We start from the raw sequence: 26,513 nt of genomic DNA, 5'->3' as shown, positions 1-26,513 counted from the left end.
CTGAAAGTGACGTCTATTGTGGCTGTATGAGCTTCAATGACGGTGCACAACTTGACCCCTCCCAAGTGGAAGACCGACGTGGCGGCGGAATGGGCCGCGGAACCAAGATCGGTGGTGGGATAGGCGGCGGGATCGTCGTCATCATTCTTGCCTTACTGGGCTTCAACACGAACATCCTCGGAGACCTGTCAGGGACGGGAAGCCAGCCACCGGCCATCGACGCCGGTAGCTCCGGTACGGCACTGCAACAGTGTAAAACCGGGGCGGATGCCGATAAGAGGCTGGACTGTAGGATCACGGGAACCGTGAACAGCCTGAACGCCTTCTGGCCCGCCTACCTGGCTGACTACAACGTGAAGTATCCGCGGCCGAAGGCTGTCATCTTCAGCCAGGCCACCACCACGGGCTGCGGGCAGGCCACCACGGATGTCGGTCCGTTTTACTGCCCGGCCGACTCAACCGCGTATTTCGATCCTGGTTTCTTCGATGAACTGGTCACGCGATTCGGCTCCTCGGGCGGACCGCTCGCCCAAGAGTACGTTGTTGCCCACGAGTTTGGGCACCACGTTCAAAGCCTCATCGGCACTTTGGACAAGGCTCAGCAAGACCCGCAGGGACCGGCGTCAGGCAGCGTCCGCGTGGAACTCCAAGCCGATTGCTTCGCCGGGATTTGGGTTGAGCATGCCGCAACCCAGAAGGATCCGGCAACCGGGAAGCCTTTCTTGGATCCGGTGACCCAACAAGACGTGAAGGACGCACTGTCCGCCGCGTCCGCCGTGGGCGATGACCGTATCCAAAAGGCCGCAACCGGCAGGGTCTCCCCCGAGTCCTGGACCCACGGCTCCAGTGCACAACGGCAGAAGTGGTTCTATCAGGGCTACACCACCGGTGACATCAATAAATGCGACACCTTCGGTGTGGCAACGCCGTAGCCTACCGGGAGGCACAAAAATGGTTCCAGGCATCATGCCTGGAACCATTTTTTGTGAAGTAATCAGATGTTGAAGCCGAGGGCCCGCATCTGGTCCTTGCCGTCGTCGGTAATCCGCTCAGGACCCCAAGGCGGCATCCACACCCAATTCAGTCGCCACTCATCGACCACACCGTCCAACGATTTGCCCACTTGCTCTTCAAGCACATCGGTAAGGGGGCAAGCCGCCGTCGTCAGCGTCATGTCGATCAGGAGGGCACCATCCTCCTCGGAGTATTTCAGCCCGTAAAGAAGGCCCAAGTCCACAACATTGACCCCTAATTCAGGGTCAATCACGTCCTTGAGCGCTTCCTCGACATCCTCGAGGCTGGTGCGCGCGGCTTTGATTTCGGTCATAAGGGGATCCTAACTAGGCCTGCACAGCAGGGGCAACAGCTACGCCCGCACCCGGGGCGTAACGGTCGTAGCCCTCTTCTTCAAGGCGGTCCGCAAGCTCGGGGCCGCCCTCTTCAACAACCTTGCCGTCAACGAAAACGTGGACGAATTCCGGCTTGATGTAGCGCAAGATCCGGGTGTAGTGGGTGATGAGCAGAGTGCCCATGTTGCCCTCTGCATGTGCTCGGTTGACGCCTTCGGAAACGACCTTGAGCGCGTCGACGTCGAGGCCGGAGTCGGTCTCATCGAGGATGGCGAACTTGGGCTTGAAGAGCTCGAGCTGAAGGATCTCAACACGCTTCTTCTCGCCACCGGAGAAGCCTTCGTTGACGTTGCGCTGGGCAAAGTCGGCGTCAATGCGAAGCTGCTGCATGGCAGCTTTGACATCCTTGGTCCAGGTACGCAGTGCCGGCGCTTCGCCGTCGATGGCGGTCTTGGCGGTGCGCAGGAAGTTGGTCATTGTGACGCCGGGAACTTCCACCGGGTACTGCATGGCCAGGAAAACGCCTGCGCGGGCGCGCTGGTCGACGCTCATCGCGAGGACGTCTTCGCCGTCCAACGTGATGGTTCCGCTGGTGACGTTGTAACGGGGGTGTCCGGCGATGGTGGAGGCCAAGGTGGACTTGCCGGAGCCGTTGGGCCCCATGATGGCGTGGGTCTCGCCGGTCCTGATGGTCAGGCTGACGCCCTTCAGGATTTCCTTGGTGCCCTGCTCCGTCTCGATGCTGACGTGCAGATCCTTGATTTCAAGAGTAGACATGCTCTTCTTTCTTCCGTTCGTAAGTCTGGCGATACTGGGCGCTCAGTAGTGATCTACCGAAGCGCCGTTCACAACGTTGGTGACATCCACATAGACGTCGTCGCCATCAAGAGTGACGGCAAATACGGCGACGGGGTCATAGGCAGGGAGCTGGAGGGGTTGTCCGCTGCGCAGATCGAACTGTGAACCATGTCCCCAGCATTCGATGGCGCAGCCTTCAACTTCACCTTCGGACAATGAGATGTCCGCGTGCGAGCAAGTATCGGCGATCGCATGGATTTCACCCATGGAGTCCTTCACGATGGCTACGGGGTAGTCATCGATGAGAACTCGCAGCGCCTGCTTGACCTGGATGTCATTGGCGTTGCATACCAGCTCGCCCTTGGATTCTTCGCTCATTGTCCTTGTACCTGACTGTTTCAGTTGTCCGTCGCGGCGAGCTCGCGCTCTACGGCTGCGGTGAGGCGATCTTCGATGGCCGGAACCTTGATCTGCTGGATGATTTCGTTGAGGAAGCCACGGACCACCAAACGACGGGCAACCTTTTCGGGAATGCCGCGGGCCATCAGGTAGAACAGGTGCTCGTCGTCGAACCGGCCGGTGGCACTGGCATGGCCGGCGCCCTCGATCAGACCGGTTTCGATTTCGAGGTTGGGCACCGAGTCAGCGCGCGCGCCGTCGGTCAGCACCAGGTTCCGGTTGGCTTCGTAGGTGTCTGTGCCTTCGGCTTCCTTACGGATCAGGACGTCGCCTACCCACACAGTGTGCGCGTTGCGGCCTTGAAGGGCACCCTTGTAGAGAACGCGTGACTTGCAGTTGGCCACCGCGTGGTCAACGAAGAGCCGCTGCTCCAGGTGCTGCCCTGCATCAGCGAAGTACAGGCCAAACATTTCGACGTCGGCCCCCGGCGCAGTAAAGCGGGTGGACGGCGTGATGCGGACAAGGTCTCCACCCAAGCTCACCACGATGTGCTTGAGCTTGGCATCGCGGCCGATCTTGGCTTGCTGGGCCGATGCATGGACGGCATTGTCAGCCCATTCCTGCAAAGAAACAACCGTGAGTTCGGCACCGTCTTCGACGAGGATTTCAACGTTCTGCGAAAGCACAGCCGTGCCCTGGTGGTCCAGGACAACGACGGCCTTGGAGAAGCGCTCCGCCACGATCACAATGTGCTGAGCGGCCGGCGACTCGAGGGTACCGGTCACTAAGACAGTAACCTCGCCCTCAGCCTGCAACTCCGCGGGAATGGTGACCACGGTGGCTTCTGCGAAGTTTTCCCATGCGTTAGCGGAAACGCGGTCCTCCGGGATCGCTGCCTGCCCGATCCGCTTGTCATCCCGGCCAACGGTTTCAACGACGACGCCGGCCGGTGCCGTGACGCTGACAGCCGGAGCTGCGCCGTTGAGGACCTCGGTGTGGAGGCCCCGCAAGCGCTTCAGGGGTGTGAAGCGCCAGTCTTCCTCAAGGCCGTTCAGCGGCTTGAAGTCAGCCACTTTGTAGGAGGTGAGGCGGCCCGCACGGGAGCTGTCGGGTACGCCGACTCCGCCACCGTGCGAATGGCTCTTGGCGGAAGCGCCAGCGAGCGGACCAGCGGAAGGCTGCTCCGACGTCGTGCTGGTGTTGGTTCCGGTGTTTACGGGCGAAAGGTTCTCGCCTTCCTCGGTGAAGCCGTTGATGAACGGCTGGGCCGAGGGAGCGCCGATGCGCGCTTTTTCAGTAGTGATATCAGTCATTGTTAACCGACGGACCCTTCCATCTGCAGTTCGATCAAGCGGTTCAACTCAAGGGCGTATTCCATGGGAAGCTCACGGGCGATCGGCTCGATGAAGCCGCGCACGATCATGGCCATGGCCTCGTCCTCAGGCATGCCGCGGGACATCAGATAGAAGAGCTGCTCTTCGCTGACGCGGGAAACAGTCGCCTCGTGACCCATGACGACGTCATCCTCGCGGATATCGATGTAGGGATATGTGTCCGACCGGGAGATGGTGTCCACCAGGAGGGCGTCACAGCGCACGGTGTTGGCCGAGTGCTTGGCGCCTTCGCGGACCTGGACCAAACCACGGTAGGCCGCGCGGCCACCGCCGCGGGCCACGGACTTGGAAATGATGGAGCTCTTGGTGTTCGGCGCGATGTGCACCATCTTTGAACCCGTGTCCTGGTGCTGGCCCTCACCGGCGAAAGCGATGGACAAGGTCTCACCCTTGGCGTGTTCGCCCACCAGGTAGACGGCCGGGTACTTCATGGTCACCTTGGAACCGATGTTTCCATCGATCCACTCCATAGTGGCGCCCTCTTCGCAGATGGCGCGCTTGGTCACCAGGTTGTACACGTTGGTGGACCAGTTCTGGATGGTGGTGTAACGGACGCGGGCGCCCTTCTTCACAATGATTTCCACAACGGCCGAGTGCAAGGAGTCGGAGGTGTAGATCGGAGCCGTGCAGCCCTCGATGTAGTGAACGTAGGAGTCCTCATCAGCGATGATGAGGGTGCGTTCGAACTGGCCCATGTTTTCCGTATTAATACGGAAGTAGGCCTGCAGCGGGATGTCGACGTGGACGCCCTTGGGCACGTACACGAACGAGCCGCCGGACCAAACTGCCGTGTTCAAGGACGCGAACTTGTTGTCACCAACCGGAATGATGGTGCCGAAGTACTCCTGGAAGATCTCCGGGTGTTCCCTCAACGCGGTGTCGGTGTCCAGGAAGATGACGCCCTGGGCTTCGAGGTCCTCGCGGATCTGGTGGTAGACGACCTCCGATTCGTACTGCGCTGCGACACCCGAGACCAAGCGGCTGCGCTCAGCTTCCGGAATGCCAAGCTTCTCGTACGTGTTTCGGATGTCCTCCGGCAGGTCTTCCCACGTTGCTGCCTGCTTCTCGGTGGAACGCACGAAGTACTTGATGTTGTCGAAATCAATGCCGGAAAGGTCCGCGCCCCACGTGGGCATGGGCTTCCGGTCAAAGTACTTCAGGCCCTTAAGGCGCAAATCGAGCATCCACTCGGGCTCGCTCTTCTTCGAGGAGATGTCACGGACGACGTCCTCGTTGAGGCCACGCCGGGCATTTGCCCCGACGTCGTTCTTGTCCGCCCAACCGTACTCGTAGTTTCCGATACCGTGCAGCTCGGGATTCTTCTCCAGAATCTCCGAGATCACGGTGCCGTCAGCAATCGCTTGCGCTGCTGTTCCTTCAGCTATTTGACCCGTCATTACGGCCTTTCTTGCTGGTTGTTGGATTCCTGGTACGGGTTGCTGGGCTGCACGGCGGTGCCGAGGGGCACCCTGGCAGCCAAGCGCCCGGTAGGTATGTGGGTGGTGCACACGTGGCCGCCTTGGGCGAGCGTGGAGAGCCGGCGGACGTCTACTCCGACCAGCCGGGAAAACGCCTTGGTCTCAGCGTCACAGAACACCGGGAACTCAGCGGCCAGCTGCTGGATGGGACAGTGGCCCTGGCATAACTGGACGCTGGACAATGCTGCGGGCAGCGGGGCTTTGGCCTCTATGGAGTGGGCGGAGGCGACGTAGCCATCCCGGCTGAGCGCTTGGGACAACGCGTTGGCGCGGGATGTGATGTCCTCCCCTGCAGCCTCCACCTCCGGCGCGTAGCGCTGTTCCAGCTCCGCAAACCGCTCCTCGGCGTATTCCCGGACGGCTTCCGTACCGGCAATGTCCTGCAGCCGCCTGAGGGCCGAGCTGGCAATGTTCAGGTAGTCGTCACCGAGTTTGGACTGTCCCCGGGAACTGAGGACGTATCGCCTGGCCGGCCGACCGGCGCCCGAACCCGCCCGGGCCACCCGCTTGACCTCGATGACACCGCTGCGTTCAAGGTGATCGAGGTGGCGGCGGACAGCGGCCGGTGTAAATCCGAGAAGATCTCCGAGTTCAGCGGCGCTCACGGGGCCATTTTCAAGCACGGCACTCAGGACGCGGTCTTTGGTGCGTTCTTCCGCGTCCGGCAGCACGGGCGAAGACACAGCTGCCTCCGGTGCTGCAGCATGCCGCTTGGAGGGCATGGATAGTGGACTGCTCATGGAATACACAACATAATCATGTCGTAATTTGTTTCCGAGCTCCAGTAAGGCAAGACTGACCTTGCTCCGCGGGGAGCCTGTCCGCACAATGTGACCCTACTACTTCGCGTAGAATACTTTGGTGCGATCCCCCGAATCCCCTGTCCTCACCATTGACGGACTCATTAAGGATGTTGGACCCCTGGCCTCCCTTGACGGCAAAATGCTGCGGGTGGTCAGTGGGCTGTCCTTGGTGGCCGAGCGCGGCCAGGTGACAGCGCTTTTGGGAGCCAACGGCGCTGGCAAAACCACCACGCTTGAATGCGCCCAAGGCGTCCAAAAACGGACCGGTGGTTCCATTTCCCTTCTTGGTGCCGATCCTGACAGTGCTGGAGCTGAGCTCCGGTCCCGCGTTGGGGTCATGCTCCAGGACGGCGGCCTCCCGCCGTCGGCCCGTCCCATTCCCCTGCTGCGCCACGTGGCGGGAATGTACCAACGCCCAATGGACGTCGACGCCCTGGTTGACCGGCTCGGCATCTCCCAATTCAGCAAAACCAGTGTCCGCCGGCTCTCCGGTGGACAGAAGCAGCGGTTGGCCCTGGCCGCGGCCCTGGTAGGAAATCCCGAGATCCTGTTTCTCGACGAACCCAGCGCCGGTTTGGACCCGCAGTCGCGGCAGATGGTGTTTGACCTCATCGCCGAGCTTCGCGACGCAGGCATGGGCATCGTCCTCACCACCCATTTGATGGACGACGCCGAACGCCTCGCCGATTATGTCTACATCATCGACGGTGGACACAACGTTGCCGAGGGAACGGTGGCCGAGCTCCTGCAGCACGACCACTCCGCGGACACGGGCGTCACCGATCGCACGCTGTATTTCGACGCCGTAGCCGGTTTGGACTTCTCCACAGTGCTCAGGGCCGGCCTCGAGGTGGCCGAGTCCCGCCCGGGAAGCTACTCGCTGAAGGGCGTCCTGACGCCAACGGACCTGGCGACATTGATGGCATCGCTGGCCGAACGGGACATCATGCCCGCATCACTGCGCCTTGAGGCCCGCAGCCTCGAAGACGTGTTCCTGGACATTTCCGGAAGGGACCTCCGATGAGCAAGCTACTTTCGCCAAACGCCGGGCCAGCTTCACTCCTGCGAAGAATTCTCCAGCAAGGCCGATACGAAACCGTCACCATGCTGCGCAATGGCGAGCAGTTGATCCTGGCCATTGTCCTGCCCCTGATGGCGCTGGTAGGCCTTGCGGTGACGCCGCTGCTGGACGGACTGGGTGCCTCACGGGTTGACATCGCCACCCCCGGAATACTCGCGCTTTGCGCAATGTCCACAGCTTTCACGGGACAAGGCATCGCCACCGGATTTGATCGGCGCTATGGCGTCCTCCGTTTCCTGTCCACCACTCCGCTCGGCAGGGGCGGCCTCATTGCGGGCAAAATTCTTGCGGTCCTCGTGGTGCTCTTCCTGCAAGTTGTGATCGTGGGAAGCGTTGCAGGCATGCTGGGCTGGCACCCCCGCCTGGACGGCTGGCTTCCAGGTATGTGCGTGTTGGTGCTCGGCGCAGCCGCGTTCACCGCGCTGGGGTTGCTCGTTGCCGGAACTGTAAGACCCGAGGCAACACTCGCAATTACCAACCTTCTATGGATCCTTTTGGGGGCACTGGGCGGCATCGTGGTGCCCGCCGAACGGCTTCCACCCCTGACCCAGGACATTGTCCACTTCCTGCCGTCCGGGGCGTTAGGCCTGGCTCTCCGGGATTCCTTCCTCTCCGGCTCAGCACCCCTCTCCGCCGTACTCACCCTGCTGCTGTGGACGGTGCTTGCCGGCGCCGCAGCCATCCGCTGGTTCAAGTGGAACTAACGATTTCAGAATTGAGAAAACTGTGACCACGGCATCGCGATTCCCCAGAACCGTTCAGCGGCTAGCGTCCAAATTGCCCACGGAAGTCAATACTGCCGTCCGGCGCCTGGCCCTGCTGTCACTGATCGGACAAACCGTGCTTGTGGTGACAGGAGGGGCAGTGCGCCTCACGTCCTCAGGCTTGGGCTGCCCTACCTGGCCCCGTTGCACCAACAATTCCCTGGTCAACACACCTGAGATGGGTATCCACGGCTTCATCGAATTCGGCAACAGGCTGCTGACCTTCGCGCTGGCCGCCGTCGCCGTCTTCCTGTTGGTGTACTTGTGGAAGCTCCGCAAGGAGCGCAGGGACCTTTTCCTCCTCGCCCTTGGGCTCTTGGCCAGCATCCCTGCCCAAGCGATCATCGGCGGGATTACGGTGTTGTCCAACCTCAACCCCTGGGTGGTGGGCCTGCACTTCCTGGTGTCGATGGCCCTGGTGGTCATCTCTACGCTCCTGGTCAATCGGGCCTATGGACGGACGGGGCGGTTCAAAAACCGTTTGCTCGTTGATTTGCCCGGTGTGGCGCGGCCGGTCATGGTGGCCGTGGCTGTTTGTTCCGCCATAGCCGTGATGCTCGGCGTCATCGTGACTGGCGCCGGGCCGCATGCCGGGGACGCCAATGCGCCCCGCAATGACCTCGATTGGGACCTCGTGTCGCATCTGCATGCGATTCCCGCCTACCTCATTACCGCAGGAAGCCTTTTCGCGCTGTACTTCGTGCTTCGGCGCAAGATCACCGGCCCGTTCCGCACCGCGACATACCTGTTGCTCGCTGTCACGGTCCTGCAGGCCGTCATTGGCTTCACCCAGTACTACAACGGGATTCCGGCCCTGCTCGTGGGCACCCACATGCTGGGCGCTGCGCTCTTGATGATTGCGTCTACGAACGCTGCTGACCTCGCGACGCATAGCCCGCGCCGCTAGCCGCGGATCAACTGGGCGGGATCGGCCCGGGACGCCGCCACTGCGGGATAGGCCGCCGACAGCGTGCCGCTCAACAGGCCTGCGCCGATGCCCAGGAGGGTTGCGTACCCGGGAATCACCGGCGACGAGCCTTCAGCCGCCGCGGATCATCGTTGATTTTGCGGCTGAGTACTCTGCGGGCTTCGAAATGGGTGTTGTCGGAGTCCGACTAGGTGGCTTTAGCGGTTCGCGGCTGAGTCGTGCGGTTTCGTTGCAAGTGAACGAAAAGGCTCGACGCCGGAACTCGCTTGAGTACCGGCGTCGAGCCTTTATCTGGAAAGCTCTTGGACTGGCTAGCCGCCGATGATAGGGAACCCGATGAACGGGTCCACTGCCAAGGCAATGAACAGAAGTGTCAGGTAGCTGATGGAGCCGTGGAAAACCTTCATGGCGCCCTTGTTGGACATGTCGCCGCCCTGGGCCCTCTTGTACAGGGCGTGGCTTTCGTACAGGAACCATGCACCGGCCAAGACGGCCACGACGCTGTACACCCAGCCCGCGCCACCCACCGGGATCAACAACAGCGAGCAGGCAACCATGGCCCATGCATACAGGACCACCTGAACCGAGACCACTTTGGCGCCGGCGATCGCGCCAAGCATAGGCACGTTGGCGTTGCGGTAGTCCTCGCCGTAGCGCATGGACAAGGGCCAGTAATGCGGGGGCGTCCACAGGAAGATGACCATGAACAGAACGAAAGCCGGCCACTGAACGGTGTTGGTCACCGCGGCCCACGCAATCAGAACCGGGAAGCAACCTGCGGCGCCGCCCCACACGATGTTCTGGGCAGTGCGGCGCTTGAGGATCATCGTGTAGATGACCACGTAGAAAACAATCGCAGCGAGGCCAAGCCATGCGGACAGCGGATTGGCGCCGAACCACAAGATGGCGATCGATGCGGCCCCCAAGACCCAGGCGAACACCAGCGCTTCGCGGGGGGTGACCTCACCCGTGACGAGCGGGCGCTTCTCCGTGCGGTGCATCAGTTTGTCGATGTCGCGGTCGATGTAGCAGTTGAAAACACCGGCACTTCCAGCGGCGAAAGCACCACCGACCAGTGTCGCGAGGATCAGGCCGATGGAAGGGAACCCGCGCTGGGCGAAAATCATGGTGGGGAGGGTGCTGACCAGGAGCAGCTCAATGACGCGCGGTTTCGTGAGAGCCAGATACGCCTTGAACTTGCGGGACATTCCCATGCCTCCCCGGGCCGGGGACGCGTTAAGGGGCGTATCGGTTGTGCTCACAGCGGCAGTCACTCTGTTCTATGCTCTGGGGTTCTCACAGCGGCAGTCCCTGAAATGCGGGCGCATGAACCGCTGGCGGCCTTCAGATATCATACCGTGGCTGCAGGTGCACCGATGTCCCCGGAAAACCGTGAATGTTTCCGAAACTTCACTTCCCGCGAGCGAGCCATGTGATTCATATAAGGCAAATTTCTGTCCAGTACGTGGGATTCCAGACTGCCGTGGCCTATTTGGGGCTAAGCTGTGAGCAGATCAGACACACGTCGACTGTCCGGGAAACCGTATTCTCGGATGTCCGTGCGTCTGGATGAGAGATCAACGTTTCAATGGTGAACGGCTGGTAGAAACATTGCAGCGGGCGCCATCCTGAGCTTCCTGCGCGCCGTGTCCTCAACTTGCCGTCAGCACAGAAAGGGGCTCGGTTTTCGTGCCACATTTGGAAGAGCAACAACTGTCATGGACGGATCTGGACCAGAAGGCAGTTGACACCATTCGCGTGTTGGCCGCCGATGCCGTGGAGAAGGTCGGTAACGGCCACCCCGGAACGGCAATGAGTTTGGCTCCGGCAGCATACCTGCTGTTCCAGAAGCTGATGCGTCATGACCCGAAGAACCCGGACTGGCTGGGGCGGGACCGTTTTGTCCTGTCCCCCGGCCACACCTCCCTCACGCTTTACATCCAGCTGTTCCTCTCCGGTTACGGTTTGGAACTGAAGGACCTTGAAGCTCTCCGCACGTGGGGCTCGCTGACCCCGGGCCATCCCGAGTACAAGCACACTGCCGGTGTGGAAATCACCACCGGCCCGTTGGGCCAGGGCCTGGCCACGGCTGTTGGCTTCGCCTACTCCCAGCGCCGCCAGCGTGGCCTGTTCGACGCCGACGCTCCCGCCGGCGAGTCGCCGTTCGACCACACCATCTGGGTCATCGCCTCCGACGGGGACATGCAAGAGGGCATCACCTCCGAGGCTTCCTCGCTGGCCGGGCACCAGGAGCTGGGCAACCTCGTGGTGGTTTACGACGAGAACCACATCTCCATCGAGGACGACACCGATATCGCGTTCACCGAGGACGTCCTCAAGCGCTACGAAGCCTATGGCTGGCACACCCAGCGCGTGGACTGGACCAAGACCGGCCATTACGTCGAAGACGTCCAGGAGCTCTACTCCGCTTTGCAGGCGGCCAAGGCAGAGACCACCAAGCCCTCCATCATTTCCTTGCGGACCATCATTGGCTACCCGGCTCCCAAAAAGCAGAACACGGGCAAGATCCATGGCTCCGCCCTTGGCGCCGAGGAAGTCGCAGCACTGAAGACCGCCCTCGGCTTCGACCCGGAGAAGTCCTTCGATGTGGACCCCGAAGTCCTTTCCCACACGCGTAAGGTCTTGGACCGCGGCGCCGAGGCCCGCGCGGCCTGGCAGGAGTCATTCGAAGCATGGCAGTCCTCCAACCCGGACGGTGCCTCGTTGCTCGAGCGTGTGGAGGCCAAGAAGCTTCCGGTCGGTATCGACGCAGCACTGCCCGTCTTCGAAGCCGGCAAGGAGGTCTCCACGCGTGTAGCCTCCGGCAAGGTGCTCAACGCCATTGCACCGTTGCTGCCCGAGCTCTGGGGCGGTTCGGCTGACCTTGCCGAGTCCAACAACACCACTATCGAGGGCTCGCCGTCGTTCATCCCCGACTCGCGCTCCACCGCAGCCTGGAAGGGAAACCCCTACGGCCGCGTACTGCACTTCGGTATTCGCGAGCACGCGGCTGCGGCAATCGTGAACGGCATCTCCCTCCACGGCCGCACCCGGGCTTTCTCCGGTACGTTCCTGATCTTCTCCGATTACCAGCGGCCGGCGATCCGCCTCGGCGCGCTGATGGGTGTACCGTCCTTGTACGTCTGGACACACGACTCCATCGGTTTGGGCGAAGACGGACCCACCCACCAGCCAGTGGAGCAGCTTGCATCGCTGCGCGCCGTTCCTGGCCTGGACGTGGTCCGTCCTGGAGACGCGAATGAGGTCTCAGCAGCGTGGAAGGTCATGCTCGAGAACCATGAGAACCCTGCCGGCATCGTGCTCACGCGCCAGAACATCCCCACCTACGCCCGTGGCGAGGGCGTTGCCGACGGCGACAGCTTCGGCACCGCGGCAGGCGTTGCGAAGGGCGGCTACGTCCTTGCTGAAGCCTCGAAAGACGGCGCAACTGTCCAGGCTGAGGTCATCCTGATCGGTACCGGCTCGGAAGTGCAGCTTGCTGTCCAGGCCCGGGAGGCACTCCAAGCTGAAGGCATCCCAACCCGCGTTGTGTCCATGCCCTGTGTCGAATGGTTCAAGAGGCAGGATGACGCCTACCGCGAGTCGGTGCTCCCGGCAGCTGTGAAGGCCAGGGTTTCGGTGGAAGCCGGCCTGGCACTGGGCTGGAGGGAATTCGTTGGAGATTCGGGCCGTTCCATTTCATTGGAGCACTTCGGTGCATCGGCTGACTACAAGCGGCTTTTCCAGGAATTCGGCATTACCGCCGACGCCGTTGCTGCCGCTGCCAAAGACTCCCTCTCCGGCTTGACGGCCTGAGACCCCCAAAAAGGAGAAACACATGACTACCACTCCCACACAGAAGCTCTCCGACGCCGGCGTTTCGATCTGGCTTGACGATCTCTCCCGTGGTCGCCTCGACACCGGCACACTCCAGAAACTCATCGATGAGAAGAACGTGGTGGGTGTAACCACCAACCCGTCCATCTTCCACGCAGCCATCACCACTGGCACCGACTACGACGACACCATCGCCAAGAAGGCTGCGGCCGGTGCCAGCGTTGAGGACACGATCTTTGAGATCACCACCACGGACGTTGCTGACGCCTGCGATCTTTTCGCCCCGGTCGCGGCTGCCACGAACGGCGTCGATGGACGCGTGTCCATTGAGGTGGACCCCCGCCTGGCGTGGGACACGGCCGGAACCATCACCGAGGCCAAGAAGCTGCACGCACGGGTTAACAAGGACAACGTCCACATCAAGATCCCTGCCACCCTTGAGGGCCTTGAAGCAATCACCGCCACCCTGGCCGAGGGCATCAGCGTGAACGTGACCCTGATCTTCTCCCTGGAGCGCTACCGCGCGGTTATCAACGCTTTCCAGACCGGTCTCGAGAAGGCCAAGGAAAACGGCCACGACCTCGCCAAGATCCACTCCGTGGCTTCTTTCTTTGTCTCCCGGGTCGACACCGAAATCGACAAGCGGCTGGACGCTATCGGCACTGATGAAGCCAAGGCTTTGAAGGGCAAAGCCGGCGTTGCGAACGCGCGCCTGGCCTACCAGGTCTACGAGGAACTCTTCTCCACGGAGCGGTGGGCGGTACTGGCCGAGGCCGGCGCCCTCCCCCAGCGCCCGCTGTGGGCCTCCACCGGTGTGAAAGACCCCGCCTACCCGGACACTCTCTACGTGACGCAGCTTGTGGCTGCCGGCGTTGTCAACACCATGCCTGAGAAGACCTTGGACGCGACGTTCGATCACGGCGAAGTCACTGGTGACACGATTACCGGCACCTATGATGAGGCCAACGAGACACTCAATGCCCTCGAAACGCTCGGCGTCTCCTACAACGACGTCGTCAAGCTGCTCGAGACCGAGGGCCTCGATAAGTTCGTCGGCGCATGGAAGGAACTCCTCGCCGACGTCGAAGGTGCACTGGTCAACGCACGGAAGGCTTCCTAACCCACTATGAGCACAATCAGCTACGACGCCAGCGGTGCCGCCCAGCAGGCCATCGCCCAGCACATCGACGGCCTGGTCGAAGACAGGATTGCTACCCGGATTTTTGCCAAGGACCACACCCTGTGGGGTCCTGACGCGGAATCCGAGTCAGCAATTCGACTCGGCTGGGTGGAAGCTCCCACCGTGTCCCAGTCTTTGGTTGACGGAATCGTGGAACTTCGTGATGCCCTCCGCGCCGAGGGAGTCTCCCGCATTGTCCTGTGCGGCATGGGAGGCTCTTCACTGGCTCCGGAGGTCATTGCCGGTACCGCCGGCGTCGAGCTGACTGTCCTGGACAGCACGGATCCTGAACAGGTCAGTGCTGCTGTGGCGGACCGATTGGCGGAAACGGCCATTGTCGTTTCGTCCAAGTCCGGCTCCACGGTTGAAACCGACTCCCAGCGGCGGGTCTTCGAGAAAGCGTTCAACGACGCCGGGATCGATGCCAAGAGCCGGATCGTCATTGTCACCGATCCAGGGTCTCCCTTGGACAAAGCCTCCCGCGAGGCAGGCTACCGTGCGGTGTTCAACGCTGACCCTCATGTCGGCGGCCGCTTCTCGGCACTCACCGCATTCGGCCTCGTGCCCTGCGGACTGGCCGGTGTGGATATTCAGGCGTTCCTGGACGAGGCTGAGGAAGCTGCGGAGATCCTCAATGAGGATTCGGCAGACAACATCGGTCTCGCCTTGGGCAGTGCACTCGGCGGGACCACGCCGCTGCGCAACAAGATCGTCATCGCCGAGGACGGCTCCGGAATCGTTGGATTCGCTGATTGGGCAGAACAGCTTATAGCTGAGTCCACGGGCAAGCTCGGCACCGGCCTGCTCCCGGTAGTCGCCGGTCCGGACTCGCCTGAAGCCCTCGGCGGCGCCTCGGATGTCTTGGTGGTGCGACTCGTGGGCGCGGAAGCCGACGTCGAACTTCGCGAGAATGAAGTAGCGATCGCTGGTGGACTGGCGTCGCAGATGTTCCTCTGGGAATTCGCAACTGCGGTTGCCGGTCGCCTTCTGGCCATCAATCCCTTCGATCAGCCCGACGTCGAGGCTGCGAAGGTAGCCGCCCGCGGCTTGCTGGACGCACGCCCCGAGCCGACTCCGGCTGCCTTCACCGATGGTGCCGTGGAAGTTCGCGGAGGTGACTGGCTCGGTTCCGCATCGACGGTGTCCGGGGCGGTGCAGGCGCTCCTTGGACAACTGGGTTCCGACGGCTATCTCAGTGTTCAGGCCTACCTTGACCGTATTTCCCACGCGCCGCTTGCCGGGATCCGCGATGAGCTCGCGGCTGTGACGGGACGTCCGGTGACGTTTGGTTGGGGCCCCAGGTTCCTCCACTCCACTGGGCAGTTCCACAAGGGGGGGCCCGCCATCGGCGTCTTCCTGCAGGTCACCGCGGCCTCGTCCAAGGATCTCGAGATCCCGGAGCGTCCGTTTACCTTCGGGCAGCTCATTGCGGCCCAGGCCTCTGGTGATGCCCAAGTCCTGGAGGGTCATGGCCGCCCCGTCCTGCGGCTGCACCTCACTGAGCGTGCCGCTGGCGTGGCCCAACTCCAGGAAGTCGTCGCTGCTCTGGCCGGCCAGGCCAGCGAAATCGGAAGCTAAGGCTTAGAACCAAACATGCCAGAATCTGAAAACGGCCGGAAGAACACTCCCCCACGCAATCCTCTCCGGGACCCGCGGGACCGGCGCCTGAACCGCATTGCGGGGCCTTCGTCCTTGGTGTTCTTTGGAGTCACCGGGGACCTTGCCCGTAAAAAACTGATGCCCGCGGTGTATGACCTCGCCAACCGTGGCCTCCTGCCGCCAAGCTTCGCTTTGGTGGGGTTTGGCAGGCGCGATTGGGACAACGCTGATTTCGCCGCCGAGGTTAAAGAGAACGTCAAGGCCAACGCCAGGACAAAGTTCGACGACGGCGTCTGGGAGCAGCTTGCTTCCGGTATCCGCTTCGTCCAAGGCGAGTTCGACGACGACGACGCTTTCGAGCGCTTGGGCGACGTTCTGGACGAGCTGGACGAGACGCGCGGAACCCGGGGCAACCATGGCTTCTACCTGTCCATCCCGCCCAAGGCGTTCGAGCAAGTCTGCCGTCAGCTCTCCAAACACGGGCTGGCCGAAGGCAAGCCCGGGCAGTGGCGCCGCGTGGTGATTGAGAAGCCGTTCGGGCACGACCTCGAGTCCGCCCGGCAGCTGAACGACATCGTCGAATCGGTGTTCCCGGCCGATGCCGTGTTCCGGATCGATCACTACCTGGGCAAGGAAACAGTCCAGAACATCCTGGCCCTGCGCTTCGCGAACCAGTTGTTCGAACCACTGTGGAATGCCAACTACGTGGACCACGTCCAGATCACCATGGCCGAGGACATTGGCACCGGTGGCCGCGCAGGTTATTACGACGGCGTCGGCGCGGCACGTGACGTGATCCAGAACCACTTGCTGCAGTTGCTGGCCTTGACGGCGATGGAAGAGCCCATCTCTTTCAACGCCAGTGACCTGAGGGCTGAGAAGGAAAAGGTTCTTGCAGCTGTGAAGCTCCCTGATGATCTGTCCACGCACTCAGCACGTGGTCAGTTCACTGGTGGCTGGCAGGGCGGTGAGGAAGTCCTCGGCTACTTGGACGAGGACGGAATCCCGGCCGACTCCAAGACGGAGACCTACGCGGCCATCCGCGTGGACATCAACACCCGCCGCTGGAACGGCGTCCCGTTCTACCTTCGTGCCGGCAAGCGACTGGGCCGCCGCGTCACGGAAATCGCCGTGGTGTTCAAACGGGCACCTAACCTCTTGTTCCGTGACCACGGGGAAGACGACTTCGGTCAGAACGCAGTGGTCATCCGTGTGCAGCCGGATGAGGGCGCCACCATCCGCTTCGGTTCCAAGGTCCCGGGTACGCAGATGGAGGTCCGTGACGTGACCATGGACTTCGGTTACGGCCATTCCTTCACCGAATCCAGCCCGGAAGCCTACGAACGGCTCATCCTTGATGTTCTCCTGGGAGAACCACCGCTGTTTCCACGGCATCAGGAAGTGGAACTGTCCTGGAAGATCCTCGATCCGTTCGAGGAATACTGGGCGGGCCTGGATGAACAACCACAACCCTACGCACCCGGCAGTTGGGGTCCGGCCTCGGCCGATGCCCTGCTGGCCCGCGACGGACGAACCTGGAGAAGGCCATGATCGTAGATCTACCGGACACCACCACTTCCAAGATCTCCAAGAAGATCCAGTCCTTGCGTGAACAGGGCGGTGTGATAGCCCTCGGCCGTGTCCTGACACTGGTGGTGGTCACCAAGTCCGGGCTGGAAGAGGAAGCCATCGAGGCCGCCAACGAGGCCAGCCGTGAGCACCCCTGCCGGATCATCGTGCTCGCCGACGCCGGTACCGAAGGTCCGGATCGCCTCGATGCACAAATCCGGGTAGGCGGAGACGCGGGCGCCTCGGAAGTCATCGTCTTGCGAGGCCACGGACATATGGCACACGAAAGTGAATCACTCGTCTCTGCCTTGCTGCTGCCCGACGCGCCGATCGTTGCTTGGTGGCCTCACGGCGCCCCGGAAAACGCCTGCGAAACGTCCATTGGACGCATCGCACACCGGCGGATCACCGACTCCGCCAACGAACCCGACCCACGCCTGGCGTTGGAGAACATCCGGGCCACCTACAAGGCAGGAGACACCGACCTCGCGTGGACCCGCCTGACCAACTGGCGGATGCAACTCGCGGCCGTCTTCGACCAGGTCGACGGCGATCCCGTCTCCGCCGTCGCCGTGGAGGGCGCCTCCGACTCTCCCAGCACGCTTCTGCTCGCAGCGTGGCTTAGCTTGGCGCTACAAGCCCCCGTGACCATCGTGGCCGACCCAGCCGGCACCGGCATCCGCAGGGTGCGCCTAACCCGTGCCAGCGGCGACGTGCAACTCTTCCGCCCCGGCCTGTCCGTGGCGGAACTGACGCAGCCGGGACAGCCCGCGCAAAGGATCACCCTTCCACGCCGCAGCCTCAAAGACTGCCTCGCAGAAGAACTCCGCAGGCTCGACCCCGACGAAGTCTTCGGCGAAGTGATTACCATGGGACTGCCACTTACCAGCCAGAGGAGAGTCCAGACCAGTGCACGCTGAGCCAAGAGTAAGCATCCACCCAGACTCCAAGGTCCTCATGGCCGCCATCGCCGCGCGGCTGATCACCAAGCTGGTGGATGTCCAAGACAAGCATGGGGAGGCGACCGTTGTCCTCACCGGCGGAACCGTCGGCATCGGCACGCTCAAAGCTGTAGCAGACTCTCCGGCAGCACCCGCGGTGGATTGGTCCAAGGTTAATTTCTGGTGGGGAGATGAACGATTTGTCGCCGCTGACAGTGAAGACAGGAACACCTACCAGGCCCATCAGGCGCTGTTGGCGCACCTGCAGGTAGACCCGGACCGCGTGCACCAGCCCGGTTCAACAGATGATTTCGGGACCGCGGAGGAGGCCGCTGCCGCATATGCTGCCGACCTGAAGGCCGCAGCGGAAGCAGAGCATGCAGCGGACATGTCCGATAATCGGCCGGACGCCCCGAGCGAGCTCCCTCGCTTCGATGTGCTGCTCCTCGGTGTAGGCCCGGACGCGCACGTTGCCTCGCTCTTCCCGGAGCAGGCAGGCATCCGGGAGAAGAATCGGATGGTTGTCGGGGTGGAGAACTCACCCAAGCCGCCGCCGTCGCGCATTTCCCTGACACTCCCCGCCATCAACACCGCGCAGGAAATCTGGATGGTCGTTGCCGGGGAGGACAAGGCCGGCGCTGTTGGCTTGGCGCTTGCCGGCGCCAACCCCGTCCAGGTTCCGGCAGCAGGTCCCGTGGGTCGCACAAGGACCCTGTGGCTCATCGACGAGAATGCTGCGTCCCGTGTCCCCCAGCAGTTGGTCCGCAAGGATCCGGCTGGCGCCTAAGCAAAATGCGACGCTCCAGCCACGACGCCCTGGCGTCGGGCTGGAGCGTCGTTGTTTAAACAATTTGCGGCATGAAAAAGGGAGGCTCCCGAAGGAACCTCCCCTGACCCGAGTGGTTAGGAGGTACCGCCCGAGGAGAAGCGCATGATCAAACCAAGTCCGATGATTACAACACCCCACGTGATACCAAGGATGATGGTGAAGCGATTCAGGTTTCGCTCGGCCACACCGGACGAACTCAACCCCGAACTCATGCCGCCACCGAACATGTCGGACAAACCGCCGCCACGCCCCTTGTGCAGGAGGATGAGCAACGTCAGCAGAAGGCTGGTGATACCCAGCAGGATCTGCAGAATGACTTGAAGAACGTCCACGACGGCCTTTCGAAGAAGCGGAAAACGGGAGCCGGACTAGTCCGTGACGAGGTGGCTCTCGAACCTGACAATGTTAGCAAACTCAGCGGCGTCAAGGCTGGCGCCACCCACAAGCAATCCATCCACGTCACTTTCCGCCATGATTGCGGCCGCGTTGTTTGCCTTGACGGAACCGCCGTACAGCAAGCGGGTCTTGGCAGCGACGCTCTCATCGAAAAGCTTGGCGAGCTCGGCACGGAGGGCGTTGCACATCTCCTGTGCGTCCTCAGGACCGGCGACTTCCCCGGTTCCGATGGCCCACACGGGCTCGTAGGCAACCACCAGCTCCGACGCCTGCTCGGCTGTGAGGCCATCCACGCCGGCACGCAACTGGGCCAAGGTGTGCTCTACGTGTGTACCCGCCTGGCGGACTTCCAGCCCCTCCCCAACACACAGGACCGGGACGACGTCGTGGCGGAATGCGGCTTTGACCTTGGCGTTCAGGACCTCGTCGGTCTCATTGTGGATGGTGCGGCGCTCACTGTGGCCCACGAGGACGTAAGAGCAACCCAGCTTGCCAAGGAACTGCCCCGAGATGTCTCCGGTATAGGCTCCCGAGTCGAACTGGGAAAGGTCCTGGCCTCCGTAAACAACGTCCAGCTCATCGCCCTGCACCAGGGTCTGCACCCCTCGGAGATCGGTGAAGGGAGGGAATACGGCGACTTCAACGCGGTTGTAGTCATGCTTGGCGTCTGACAACGTCCAAGCGAGCTTTTGCAGCAACGTGATGCCTTGGACGTGGTCCATGTTCATCTTCCAGTTGCCGGCGATGAACGGCTTACGGACAAATGCGCCGTTGGCAGAGGTAGTCACATGAGCTCCAATGAATGCGTTTTGAGGGGTGTGCACAGCCGGCAGGACGCGAAGGCATCCTGCCGGCCAATAGATTGCTAGCGGTCCAGGACGCTGAGCCCGGGAAGTTCCTTGCCTTCAAGGTATTCCAAGCTGGCGCCACCGCCTGTTGAGATGTGGCCGAACTGGGAGTCTTCGAAGCCGAGGGTCCTCACGGCAGCGGCGGAGTCGCCACCGCCGACAACGGTGAAGGCTTCCGTCTCGGTCAAGGCCTGTGCAATGGCACGCGTACCGTTTGCGAAGGCCTCGAACTCGAACACGCCCATGGGCCCGTTCCAGAACACAGTCTTGGCCCCGGCGATCTGTGCCGCAAATGCGGACGTGGATTCGGGACCAATGTCCAGGCCAATGCCCGAGGCGCCGAAGGCGCTGTCCTCGATAGCATCGGCCTTGACGACCTCGTGATCCGCGCTGGCGGAAAAGGCGCTGGCGACTACCACATCCGTCGGGATCACGAAAGACGTTCCGGCTGCAGAGGCGCGTTCGAGGTAGTCCTGGACCACCGGGATCTGGTCTTGTTCCAAGAGGCTGCCTGCTACCTTGTGGCCTGCTGCGGCCAAGAAGGTGAACAGCATGCCGCCACCCACCAAAATGGTGTCTGCCTTGCCAAGGAGGTTGTCGATAACGGCCAGCTTGTCGGAGACCTTGGAACCGCCAAGAACCACAACGTAGGGACGCTGGGTGTCGGTGGTGAGCTTCCTGAGGACTTCCACTTCGGTGTGCACGAGATCGCCCTGGTAGGACGGCAACCGGGTCGCGACGTCGTAGACACTGGCGTGCTTGCGGTGAACGGCACCGAATGCGTCGTCCACGAATGCACCGTTGTCTCCGGTGAGGGCCACGAGTTCGTCCGCGAAGGCGCCCCGCTCGGCGTCGTCCTTGCTAGTTTCCCGGGGGTCGAAGCGCACGTTCTCAAGGACGAGCACCTCCCCATCCTGCAGGAGGGCGGCGTGCTCCTTGGCGGATTCTCCGACCGTATCCGCGGCGAGGTGCACCGTGAAGTCGGCGAGTTCAGCGAGGCGGGTCACAGCGGGCTTCAGCGAGTACTTGTCCTCAGGGGAGCCCTTGGGGCGTCCGAGGTGGGCGGTTACGAGCACACGGGCACCGGCGTCCGAGAGCTTCTTAAGGACCGGGAGGGACGCCTTGATGCGGCCGTCATCGGTCACTGTAGAGCCGTCGAGCGGCACGTTCAGGTCACTTCTGACCAGAACGTACCGCCCGCGGACACCTTCAGCGATGAGTTCGTTGAGGGTGTGAGATGTCATGTGTCTACCCTAGCCCAGCTTGGCTGCGACGAGCTCCGTGAGGTCTACGAGGCGGTTGGAGTAACCCCACTCGTTGTCGTACCAGGAGACGACCTTGACCTGGTTGCCGATGACCTTGGTCAGGCCCGAGTCGAAGATGGAGGAAGCGGGGTCACCAACGATATCGGACGACACGATCGGTGCATCCGTGTAGCTCAGGATGCCGGCGAACTGCTCCGACTCCGAGGCTGCCTTCAGGGCAGCGTTCACTTCCTCAACGGAAACTTCGCGGGACACCGTGACCGTGAGGTCGGTGGCCGAACCGGTCGGGACCGGTACCCGGATGGCATAACCGTCCAGCTTGCCCTTGAGCTCCGGGAGAACCAGGCCGATGGCCTTGGCGGCACCGGTAGAGGTGGGAACCATGTTGATTGCTGCGGCGCGGGCGCGGCGGAGGTCGCCGTGCGGACCGTCCTGCAGGTTCTGGTCAGCGGTGTAAGCGTGAATGGTGGTCATCAAGCCACGCTCGATGCCAAAGGCGTCGTTGACTACCTTGGCCAGCGGGCCCAAGCAGTTGGTGGTGCAGGACGCATTGGAAATGATGTGGTGGGCTGCGGGGTCATAGAGCTCGTGGTTGACGCCCATGACGATGGTGATGTCTTCGCCACTGGCGGGGGCGGAGATCAGGACCTTTTTGGCGCCGGCGTCGATGTGCTTCTGCGCAGCAGCGGCCTTCGTGAAGAAGCCGGTGGACTCGATAACGATGTCCACACCCAGCTCGCCCCAAGGGAGGTTGGCGGGATCGCGCTCAGCGAGAACCTTGATGGACTTGCCGTCTACAACCAGGTTTCCGTCCGTAACTTCCACCGTCTGGGCCAAGCGGCCACCGACGGAGTCGTACTTGAGGAGGTGGGCGAGGGTCTCAGGGCTGGTGAGGTCGTTGACGGCGACGATCTCAAGGTCTGCGCCCTGGGCCAGCGCTGCGCGGAAGTAGTTACGGCCGATGCGGCCGAAGCCGTTGATACCAATTCGGGTGGTCACTATGTGTCAATCTCCTTGGTGCTCTTGCAAGCACGCCTAGTGAGTCGGATAAACATTTCCAACTAACAGACCCCGCACGTCTTTGGGCAGAGGTGATTATCAGATCGGAGGGCGACCAGCCACATTGCTGAAGGCTAACCGCCTTCCGTGATCCATCTTACGTTTAACCAAGCCTGCCCCCGCAACTGCGGGGGCAGGCTTTTCAGCATTCGGTCCAAATTCGCGCAAATAGTGACTTTTGTTACATCTGCGTGAATGCGGCCTCACCAGCTACAGAACGATGAGGCCCGTGGCGTTGGTGCGGGCAGCCTCGAAGCGCTTGGCGACGTCGGCCCAGTTGGCGATGTTCCAGAAAGCCTTGACGTAATCTGCCTTGACGTTGACGTAGTCCAGGTAGAAGGCGTGCTCCCACATGTCGAGCATGAGCAACGGAGTGGTGCCCACTGCAACATTGCCCTGCTGATCGTAAAGCTGTTCGATGACCAGGTTGCCGCCAATGGGTTCGTATGCCAGGAAGGCCCAGCCGGACCCCTGCAGCGCCAGCGCCGCAGCGCTGAACTGTGCGCGGAATGCGTCGAAGGAGCCAAAGGCGTCATCGATAGCAGCTGCGAGCTCGCCTTCCGGCTTGTCCCCGCCGTCCGGGGAGATGTTGTTCCAGAAGACCGTGTGGTTGATGTGTCCACCGGTGTGGAAGGCAAGGTCCTTGGACAGACGGTTGATGTTCGCGAAGTCACCCTTGTCGCGGGCTTCTGCGAGCTGGGCAAGTGCATTGTTGGCGCCTGCAACGTAGGCAGCGTGGTGCTTGCTGTGGTGCAGCTCCATGATCCTTGCCGAGATGTTCGGCTCAAGTGCTGCGTAATCGTAGCCAAGTTCCGGCAGAACGTACTCTGTCACGAAATCCTCCAATGTTGTGGACCGAAGTCCGGGTTGGTAACTCTCGTTGTGTTCATCCAACCGGCGAACCGGCAGGAAACCCTGGGGAAGAAACCTTCTCCGCCGCCAACGGGGACAACCGACCGCGGCGTCGCAGTATTTCCTCCGCACCTCTCCGATTCTATGGGTGGGGTCTACTCGTCCATCATTTCCGGAGTCACATTTGCCTCCGTGCCCGGGATGCCAAGATCAATTGCTCTCTTGTCTGCCATGGCCAACAGCCTCCGGATCCGGCCGGCGATGGCGTCCTTGGTCATCGGCGGATCGGCGAGCCGTCCCAATTCGTCCAAGCTCGCCTGCTTGTGGGCCACCCGCAATTCTCCGGCGTACTTGAGGTGGTCCGGAACGTCGTCGCCCAAAATCTCAAGGGCCCGGTCCACCCTGGCGCCCGCTGCAACAGCCGCTTGGGCAGAGCGGCGCAAGTTGGCGTCGTCGAAATTGGCAAGGCGGTTGGCAGTGGCCCGGACTTCCTTACGCATCCGACGCTCTTCCCAAACCATCAGCGCGTCATGGGCGCCCATCCGTGTCAGGAGGGTTGCGATCGTGTCACCGTCACGGATCACAACGCGGTCCACGCCGCGCACTTCCCGTGCCTTGGCCTGGATGCCGAGCCGCCGCGCAGCCCCTACCAAAGCGAGAGCCGATTCAGGACCAGGACACGTGACTTCCAAGGAGGAGGAACGTCCCGGTTCCGTGAGGGAGCCGTGGGCCAGGAACGCACCGCGCCAAACGGCCTCTGCATCGGCCGCCGAACCGTTAACCACCACGGACGGCAGCCCGCGTACCGGGCGCCCGCGTCCATCCAGGAGCCCTGTCTGGCGTGCCAACGCCTCGCCATCACGCACCACCCGGACCACGTAGCGGCTACCCCGCCGCAGTCCGCCCCCTGAGACAACAATGATTTCGCTCTGGTGGCCGTAAACCTCGGCGATGGCCGCCCGGAGGCGGCGGGCGGTGGAAGCCAGGTCGACTTCGGCCTCGATCACGATGCGCCCCGAAATGATATGCAATCCGCCCGCAAACCGCAGCATTGCCGAAACCTCAGCCTTTCGGACCGAGGATTTTTTGATGTCCAGCCGGGACAGTTCGTCCTTGACCGACGCAGTAAGTGCCATCGCGTGTTCCTAACTGTTCCCAAAAATATCGTGGTACGCCGCTGCCAACAGCAGTGGATCATGGACGGGGCGGCGCCTCGACGCCCCTACTCTACCCAACACCACCTCGGCACCGATCATCCCGGCGGCCTTCTCGAAAGCCTTGAGATCCTGGATTGCGGCAGGATCAGCCAGGACGACGTCGACGCTGAACTCCGGTGCATACCGGCGTAAAACGTCCAAATGATCCGCCGCAGTCATGCCGGATGTCTCTTTGGTTTCGACGTCGAGGTTCATGGTCAAGCACCGCTTGGCCGCGGTGTCACCGAGTGCCTGCCGGAGTTCGGGCAGAAGGAGGTGCGGAAGCACCGACGTATACCACGAACCCGGTCCCAGGATCACCCAGTCCGCCAATTCGATGGCCGTCAAAGCCTCCGTGCAGGCAGGCGCGTCCTCTGGAAGCAGCCGCACGTCCTCCAGCTTTCCGGCGACCGCACACTTGGCCTGGCCGCGGACCAGCTGAAGCTCGTGCCGCCCATCGCCCAAGTCCACCCGGGCGTGCCCCTCAATAGTCAGGGGCACGCTGGACATCGGAAGAACCTGACCGCGCGCACCCAACAGGGCGCCGGCCCACTTGAGGCCCGCCACGGCATCGCCCAAGAGCTCCCAGAGCGTAACAATGAGCAAGTTGCCCATCGCGTGGTGATCCAACGATCCGCCCTTGGCAGAGCCTGTGTCGAACCGGTGCTGCATCACGTCCCGCCACGTCCGGCCCCAGTCGGTGTCGTCACAGAGCGCACTCAGCGCCATCCGCAGGTCCCCCGGCGGCAGGACGCCGTACTCGTCCCGCAAGCGGCCGGAAGAGCCGCCGTCGTCCGCTACTGTGACGATGGCCGTCAATTCGGAAGTCAACAACCGGAGGGCAGACAAGGAGGCAGCCAGTCCGTGGCCGCCGCCCAAGGCGACCACCGAGGGACTCTTCTTCTGCTGGCTGCCGGGCACGCCCTTCGGAGGGATAAGCGGCAGCGGCCCGGTCAGGACACCCACTACTCGCGTCCCAGGTCGCGGTGCGCGGTGGTCACCGTCACGCGCGGAAATTGGGCGAGCCGTTTGGACAGTTCGACGGCGACCGCCACGGAACGGTGTTTGCCGCCGGTACAACCGATGGCCAAGGTGGCGTAATGCTTGTTTTCCTGGCGGTAGCCGTCAAGGACGGGCTCCAGCGCCTGCACGTAGCGGTCCACGAATTCCTGGACACCGTCAGCACCCAGAACGTACGCGCTGACATCGGCATCCAGCCCTGTGTGCGGTCGAAGCTGCGGAACCCAGTGCGGATTAGGGATAAAACGTGCGTCCGCCACAAAGTTCGCATCCACCGGCAAGCCGTACTTAAAGCCGAAGCTCATGACGTTCAACCGCAGCGTCACCGGCCCCGTGTCGCTGAAGAGCTCCGTGATGGCTGTGGCAAGTCCATGGACGTTGAAGTCCGACGTGTCCAAGACGACGTCCGCATGCTCGCGCAGTTCGCGGAGGACTTCGCGCTCCACTCCGATGCCATCGAGAATCCGGCCTCCGCCCTGCAGCGGGTGCGGCCGCCGGCCCTGTTCGAACCGGCGCACCAAGACTTCGTCGTTGGCGTCGAGGAACAGGACACGGAAGGAGACTCCGCTGGCGCTCAAGGCGCCCAACGCGGTTTGGATATCGGTGAAGAGATCCTTGCTCCGGACGTCGACCACGACGGCGAGCTTGGGAATCGACTTTGGCGCATGGGAAACGATCTCTGCCAACGTCCCCAGCATCTGCGGGGGCAGGTTGTCCACCACGTACCAGCCATGGTCCTCCAGGGCGTCAGAGGCGGTGCTTCGTCCTGCCCCGGACATCCCGGTCACCACCAAAAGCTGTGCCTCCGGCGGCTTCACTGGTGTGAGGTCCTCCTGCTCGGCACCGAATCCGGCCGTTGCCTCATCCATCAGTTGTCCCCGTTTCATCGGAAGTGATCGTTTGCAGCTTGTACCGCCTTCTGACATGG

The 26,513-nt window shown here is 62.3% G+C and carries 26 protein-coding genes; 10 read left to right on the top strand and 16 right to left on the bottom strand.

Annotation, left to right across the window (positions count from 1 at the left end):
- The first annotated feature begins 26 nt into the window (after window positions 1–26).
- The gene (locus SB659_RS06145) at window positions 27–932 is read left to right on the top strand and encodes a neutral zinc metallopeptidase (protein ID WP_284978374.1); all 906 of its coding nucleotides are present in this window, start codon (window positions 27–29) and stop codon (window positions 930–932) included.
- Window positions 933–994: 62 nt separating this feature from the next.
- Here the strand turns inward: SB659_RS06145 and SB659_RS06140 are convergent, their stop codons facing one another.
- Genes SB659_RS06140 through SB659_RS06115 form a run of 6 tightly spaced genes read right to left on the bottom strand, consistent with a single transcriptional unit; the run spans window position 995 to window position 6,158 of the window.
- Window positions 995–1,327, bottom strand: a complete 333-nt coding sequence (locus SB659_RS06140; protein WP_284978375.1) for a metal-sulfur cluster assembly factor — start codon at window positions 1,325–1,327, stop codon at window positions 995–997.
- Between the two features lie 13 nt (window positions 1,328–1,340).
- The gene (sufC, locus tag SB659_RS06135; protein ID WP_284974727.1) at window positions 1,341–2,126 is read right to left on the bottom strand and encodes a Fe-S cluster assembly ATPase SufC; all 786 of its coding nucleotides are present in this window, start codon (window positions 2,124–2,126) and stop codon (window positions 1,341–1,343) included.
- A 42-nt stretch (window positions 2,127–2,168) separates the two neighbouring features.
- Entirely contained in the window at window positions 2,169–2,525 is a 357-nt protein-coding gene (locus SB659_RS06130; protein ID WP_284978376.1) for a non-heme iron oxygenase ferredoxin subunit, read from the bottom strand.
- A 20-nt stretch (window positions 2,526–2,545) separates the two neighbouring features.
- The gene (gene sufD, locus SB659_RS06125) at window positions 2,546–3,859 is read right to left on the bottom strand and encodes a Fe-S cluster assembly protein SufD (RefSeq protein ID WP_410549798.1); all 1,314 of its coding nucleotides are present in this window, start codon (window positions 3,857–3,859) and stop codon (window positions 2,546–2,548) included.
- Window positions 3,860–3,861: 2 nt separating this feature from the next.
- Window positions 3,862–5,337 (bottom strand): Fe-S cluster assembly protein SufB, encoded by a 1,476-nt coding sequence (sufB, locus tag SB659_RS06120; protein ID WP_284974730.1) that lies wholly within the window; start codon window positions 5,335–5,337, stop codon window positions 3,862–3,864.
- Window positions 5,337–6,158 carry a helix-turn-helix transcriptional regulator gene (locus SB659_RS06115; RefSeq protein ID WP_410549797.1) on the bottom strand — a complete coding sequence of 274 codons (822 nt, stop codon included), beginning with the start codon at window positions 6,156–6,158 and terminating at the stop codon, window positions 5,337–5,339. The genes sufB and SB659_RS06115 overlap by 1 nt, the downstream gene beginning before the upstream one ends.
- A 121-nt stretch (window positions 6,159–6,279) precedes the next feature.
- Here SB659_RS06115 and SB659_RS06110 point away from each other — a divergent pair, with 121 nt between their 5' ends.
- Genes SB659_RS06110 through SB659_RS06100 form a run of 3 tightly spaced genes read left to right on the top strand, consistent with a single transcriptional unit; the run spans window position 6,280 to window position 8,973 of the window.
- On the top strand, window positions 6,280–7,245 hold the full coding sequence (locus tag SB659_RS06110) for an ABC transporter ATP-binding protein (protein WP_410549796.1): 966 nt from the start codon (window positions 6,280–6,282) through the stop codon (window positions 7,243–7,245).
- A complete protein-coding gene (locus SB659_RS06105; RefSeq protein WP_410549795.1) occupies window positions 7,242–8,006 on the top strand; it encodes an ABC transporter permease in 765 nt (254 codons plus the stop codon). Before SB659_RS06110 ends, SB659_RS06105 begins: the two co-directional genes overlap by 4 nt.
- A gap of 22 nt (window positions 8,007–8,028) precedes the next feature.
- A complete protein-coding gene (locus SB659_RS06100; protein ID WP_410549794.1) occupies window positions 8,029–8,973 on the top strand; it encodes a COX15/CtaA family protein in 945 nt (314 codons plus the stop codon).
- On the opposite strand, the gene SB659_RS06095 is transcribed toward SB659_RS06100, so the two are convergent.
- Both SB659_RS06095 and SB659_RS06090 read right to left on the bottom strand, forming a co-directional pair.
- The gene (locus tag SB659_RS06095) at window positions 8,970–9,092 is read right to left on the bottom strand and encodes a hypothetical protein (protein ID WP_284978381.1); all 123 of its coding nucleotides are present in this window, start codon (window positions 9,090–9,092) and stop codon (window positions 8,970–8,972) included. The genes SB659_RS06100 and SB659_RS06095 overlap by 4 nt on opposite strands.
- Before the next feature lie 213 nt (window positions 9,093–9,305).
- The gene (locus tag SB659_RS06090) at window positions 9,306–10,268 is read right to left on the bottom strand and encodes a heme o synthase (protein WP_410549793.1); all 963 of its coding nucleotides are present in this window, start codon (window positions 10,266–10,268) and stop codon (window positions 9,306–9,308) included.
- Between the two features lie 424 nt (window positions 10,269–10,692).
- Here SB659_RS06090 and tkt point away from each other — a divergent pair, with 424 nt between their 5' ends.
- From tkt to pgl, 6 genes are read left to right on the top strand one after another with little or no spacing between them, the layout of a single operon-like run.
- Window positions 10,693–12,810 (top strand): transketolase, encoded by a 2,118-nt coding sequence (tkt, locus tag SB659_RS06085; protein ID WP_410549871.1) that lies wholly within the window; start codon window positions 10,693–10,695, stop codon window positions 12,808–12,810.
- Between the two features lie 22 nt (window positions 12,811–12,832).
- Window positions 12,833–13,951 (top strand): transaldolase, encoded by a 1,119-nt coding sequence (gene tal / locus SB659_RS06080; RefSeq protein ID WP_284978383.1) that lies wholly within the window; start codon window positions 12,833–12,835, stop codon window positions 13,949–13,951.
- Between the two features lie 6 nt (window positions 13,952–13,957).
- On the top strand, window positions 13,958–15,589 hold the full coding sequence (locus SB659_RS06075; RefSeq protein ID WP_284978384.1) for a glucose-6-phosphate isomerase: 1,632 nt from the start codon (window positions 13,958–13,960) through the stop codon (window positions 15,587–15,589).
- Window positions 15,590–15,604: 15 nt separating this feature from the next.
- Window positions 15,605–17,161 (top strand): glucose-6-phosphate dehydrogenase, encoded by a 1,557-nt coding sequence (zwf, locus tag SB659_RS06070; RefSeq protein ID WP_284978385.1) that lies wholly within the window; start codon window positions 15,605–15,607, stop codon window positions 17,159–17,161.
- Window positions 17,158–18,099: a glucose-6-phosphate dehydrogenase assembly protein OpcA gene (locus tag SB659_RS06065; protein ID WP_284974739.1), complete on the top strand. Its 942-nt coding sequence runs from the start codon at window positions 17,158–17,160 to the stop codon at window positions 18,097–18,099. The genes zwf and SB659_RS06065 overlap by 4 nt, the downstream gene beginning before the upstream one ends.
- Window positions 18,089–18,907, top strand: coding sequence for a 6-phosphogluconolactonase (pgl, locus tag SB659_RS06060; protein WP_284974740.1), 819 nt, complete (start codon window positions 18,089–18,091; stop codon window positions 18,905–18,907). Before SB659_RS06065 ends, pgl begins: the two co-directional genes overlap by 11 nt.
- 116 nt (window positions 18,908–19,023) lie before the next feature.
- Here the strand turns inward: pgl and secG are convergent, their stop codons facing one another.
- The 8 genes from secG to rapZ form a co-directional block, all read right to left on the bottom strand.
- On the bottom strand, window positions 19,024–19,281 hold the full coding sequence (gene secG / locus SB659_RS06055; RefSeq protein ID WP_284974741.1) for a preprotein translocase subunit SecG: 258 nt from the start codon (window positions 19,279–19,281) through the stop codon (window positions 19,024–19,026).
- Between the two features lie 36 nt (window positions 19,282–19,317).
- Entirely contained in the window at window positions 19,318–20,133 is an 816-nt protein-coding gene (tpiA, locus tag SB659_RS06050) for a triose-phosphate isomerase (RefSeq protein WP_284978388.1), read from the bottom strand.
- A 77-nt stretch (window positions 20,134–20,210) separates the two neighbouring features.
- The gene (locus SB659_RS06045; RefSeq protein WP_410549792.1) at window positions 20,211–21,437 is read right to left on the bottom strand and encodes a phosphoglycerate kinase; all 1,227 of its coding nucleotides are present in this window, start codon (window positions 21,435–21,437) and stop codon (window positions 20,211–20,213) included.
- Between the two features lie 9 nt (window positions 21,438–21,446).
- The gene (gene gap / locus SB659_RS06040; RefSeq protein WP_284974744.1) at window positions 21,447–22,457 is read right to left on the bottom strand and encodes a type I glyceraldehyde-3-phosphate dehydrogenase; all 1,011 of its coding nucleotides are present in this window, start codon (window positions 22,455–22,457) and stop codon (window positions 21,447–21,449) included.
- A 270-nt stretch (window positions 22,458–22,727) separates the two neighbouring features.
- Window positions 22,728–23,351: a superoxide dismutase gene (locus tag SB659_RS06035; protein ID WP_284974745.1), complete on the bottom strand. Its 624-nt coding sequence runs from the start codon at window positions 23,349–23,351 to the stop codon at window positions 22,728–22,730.
- A gap of 173 nt (window positions 23,352–23,524) precedes the next feature.
- A complete protein-coding gene (gene whiA / locus SB659_RS06030; protein ID WP_284978390.1) occupies window positions 23,525–24,505 on the bottom strand; it encodes a DNA-binding protein WhiA in 981 nt (326 codons plus the stop codon).
- A gap of 9 nt (window positions 24,506–24,514) precedes the next feature.
- Entirely contained in the window at window positions 24,515–25,531 is a 1,017-nt protein-coding gene (locus tag SB659_RS06025; protein WP_284974747.1) for a uridine diphosphate-N-acetylglucosamine-binding protein YvcK, read from the bottom strand.
- Entirely contained in the window at window positions 25,531–26,454 is a 924-nt protein-coding gene (gene rapZ, locus SB659_RS06020) for an RNase adapter RapZ (protein WP_410549791.1), read from the bottom strand. The genes SB659_RS06025 and rapZ overlap by 1 nt, the downstream gene beginning before the upstream one ends.
- Between the last annotated feature and the right edge of the window lie 59 nt (window positions 26,455–26,513).

It is taken from the genome of Arthrobacter sp. SIMBA_036 (assembly GCF_046535135.1).
Lineage (GTDB): Bacteria > Actinomycetota > Actinomycetes > Actinomycetales > Micrococcaceae > Arthrobacter.
This window is presented reverse-complemented; position numbering and strand designations above follow the sequence as displayed.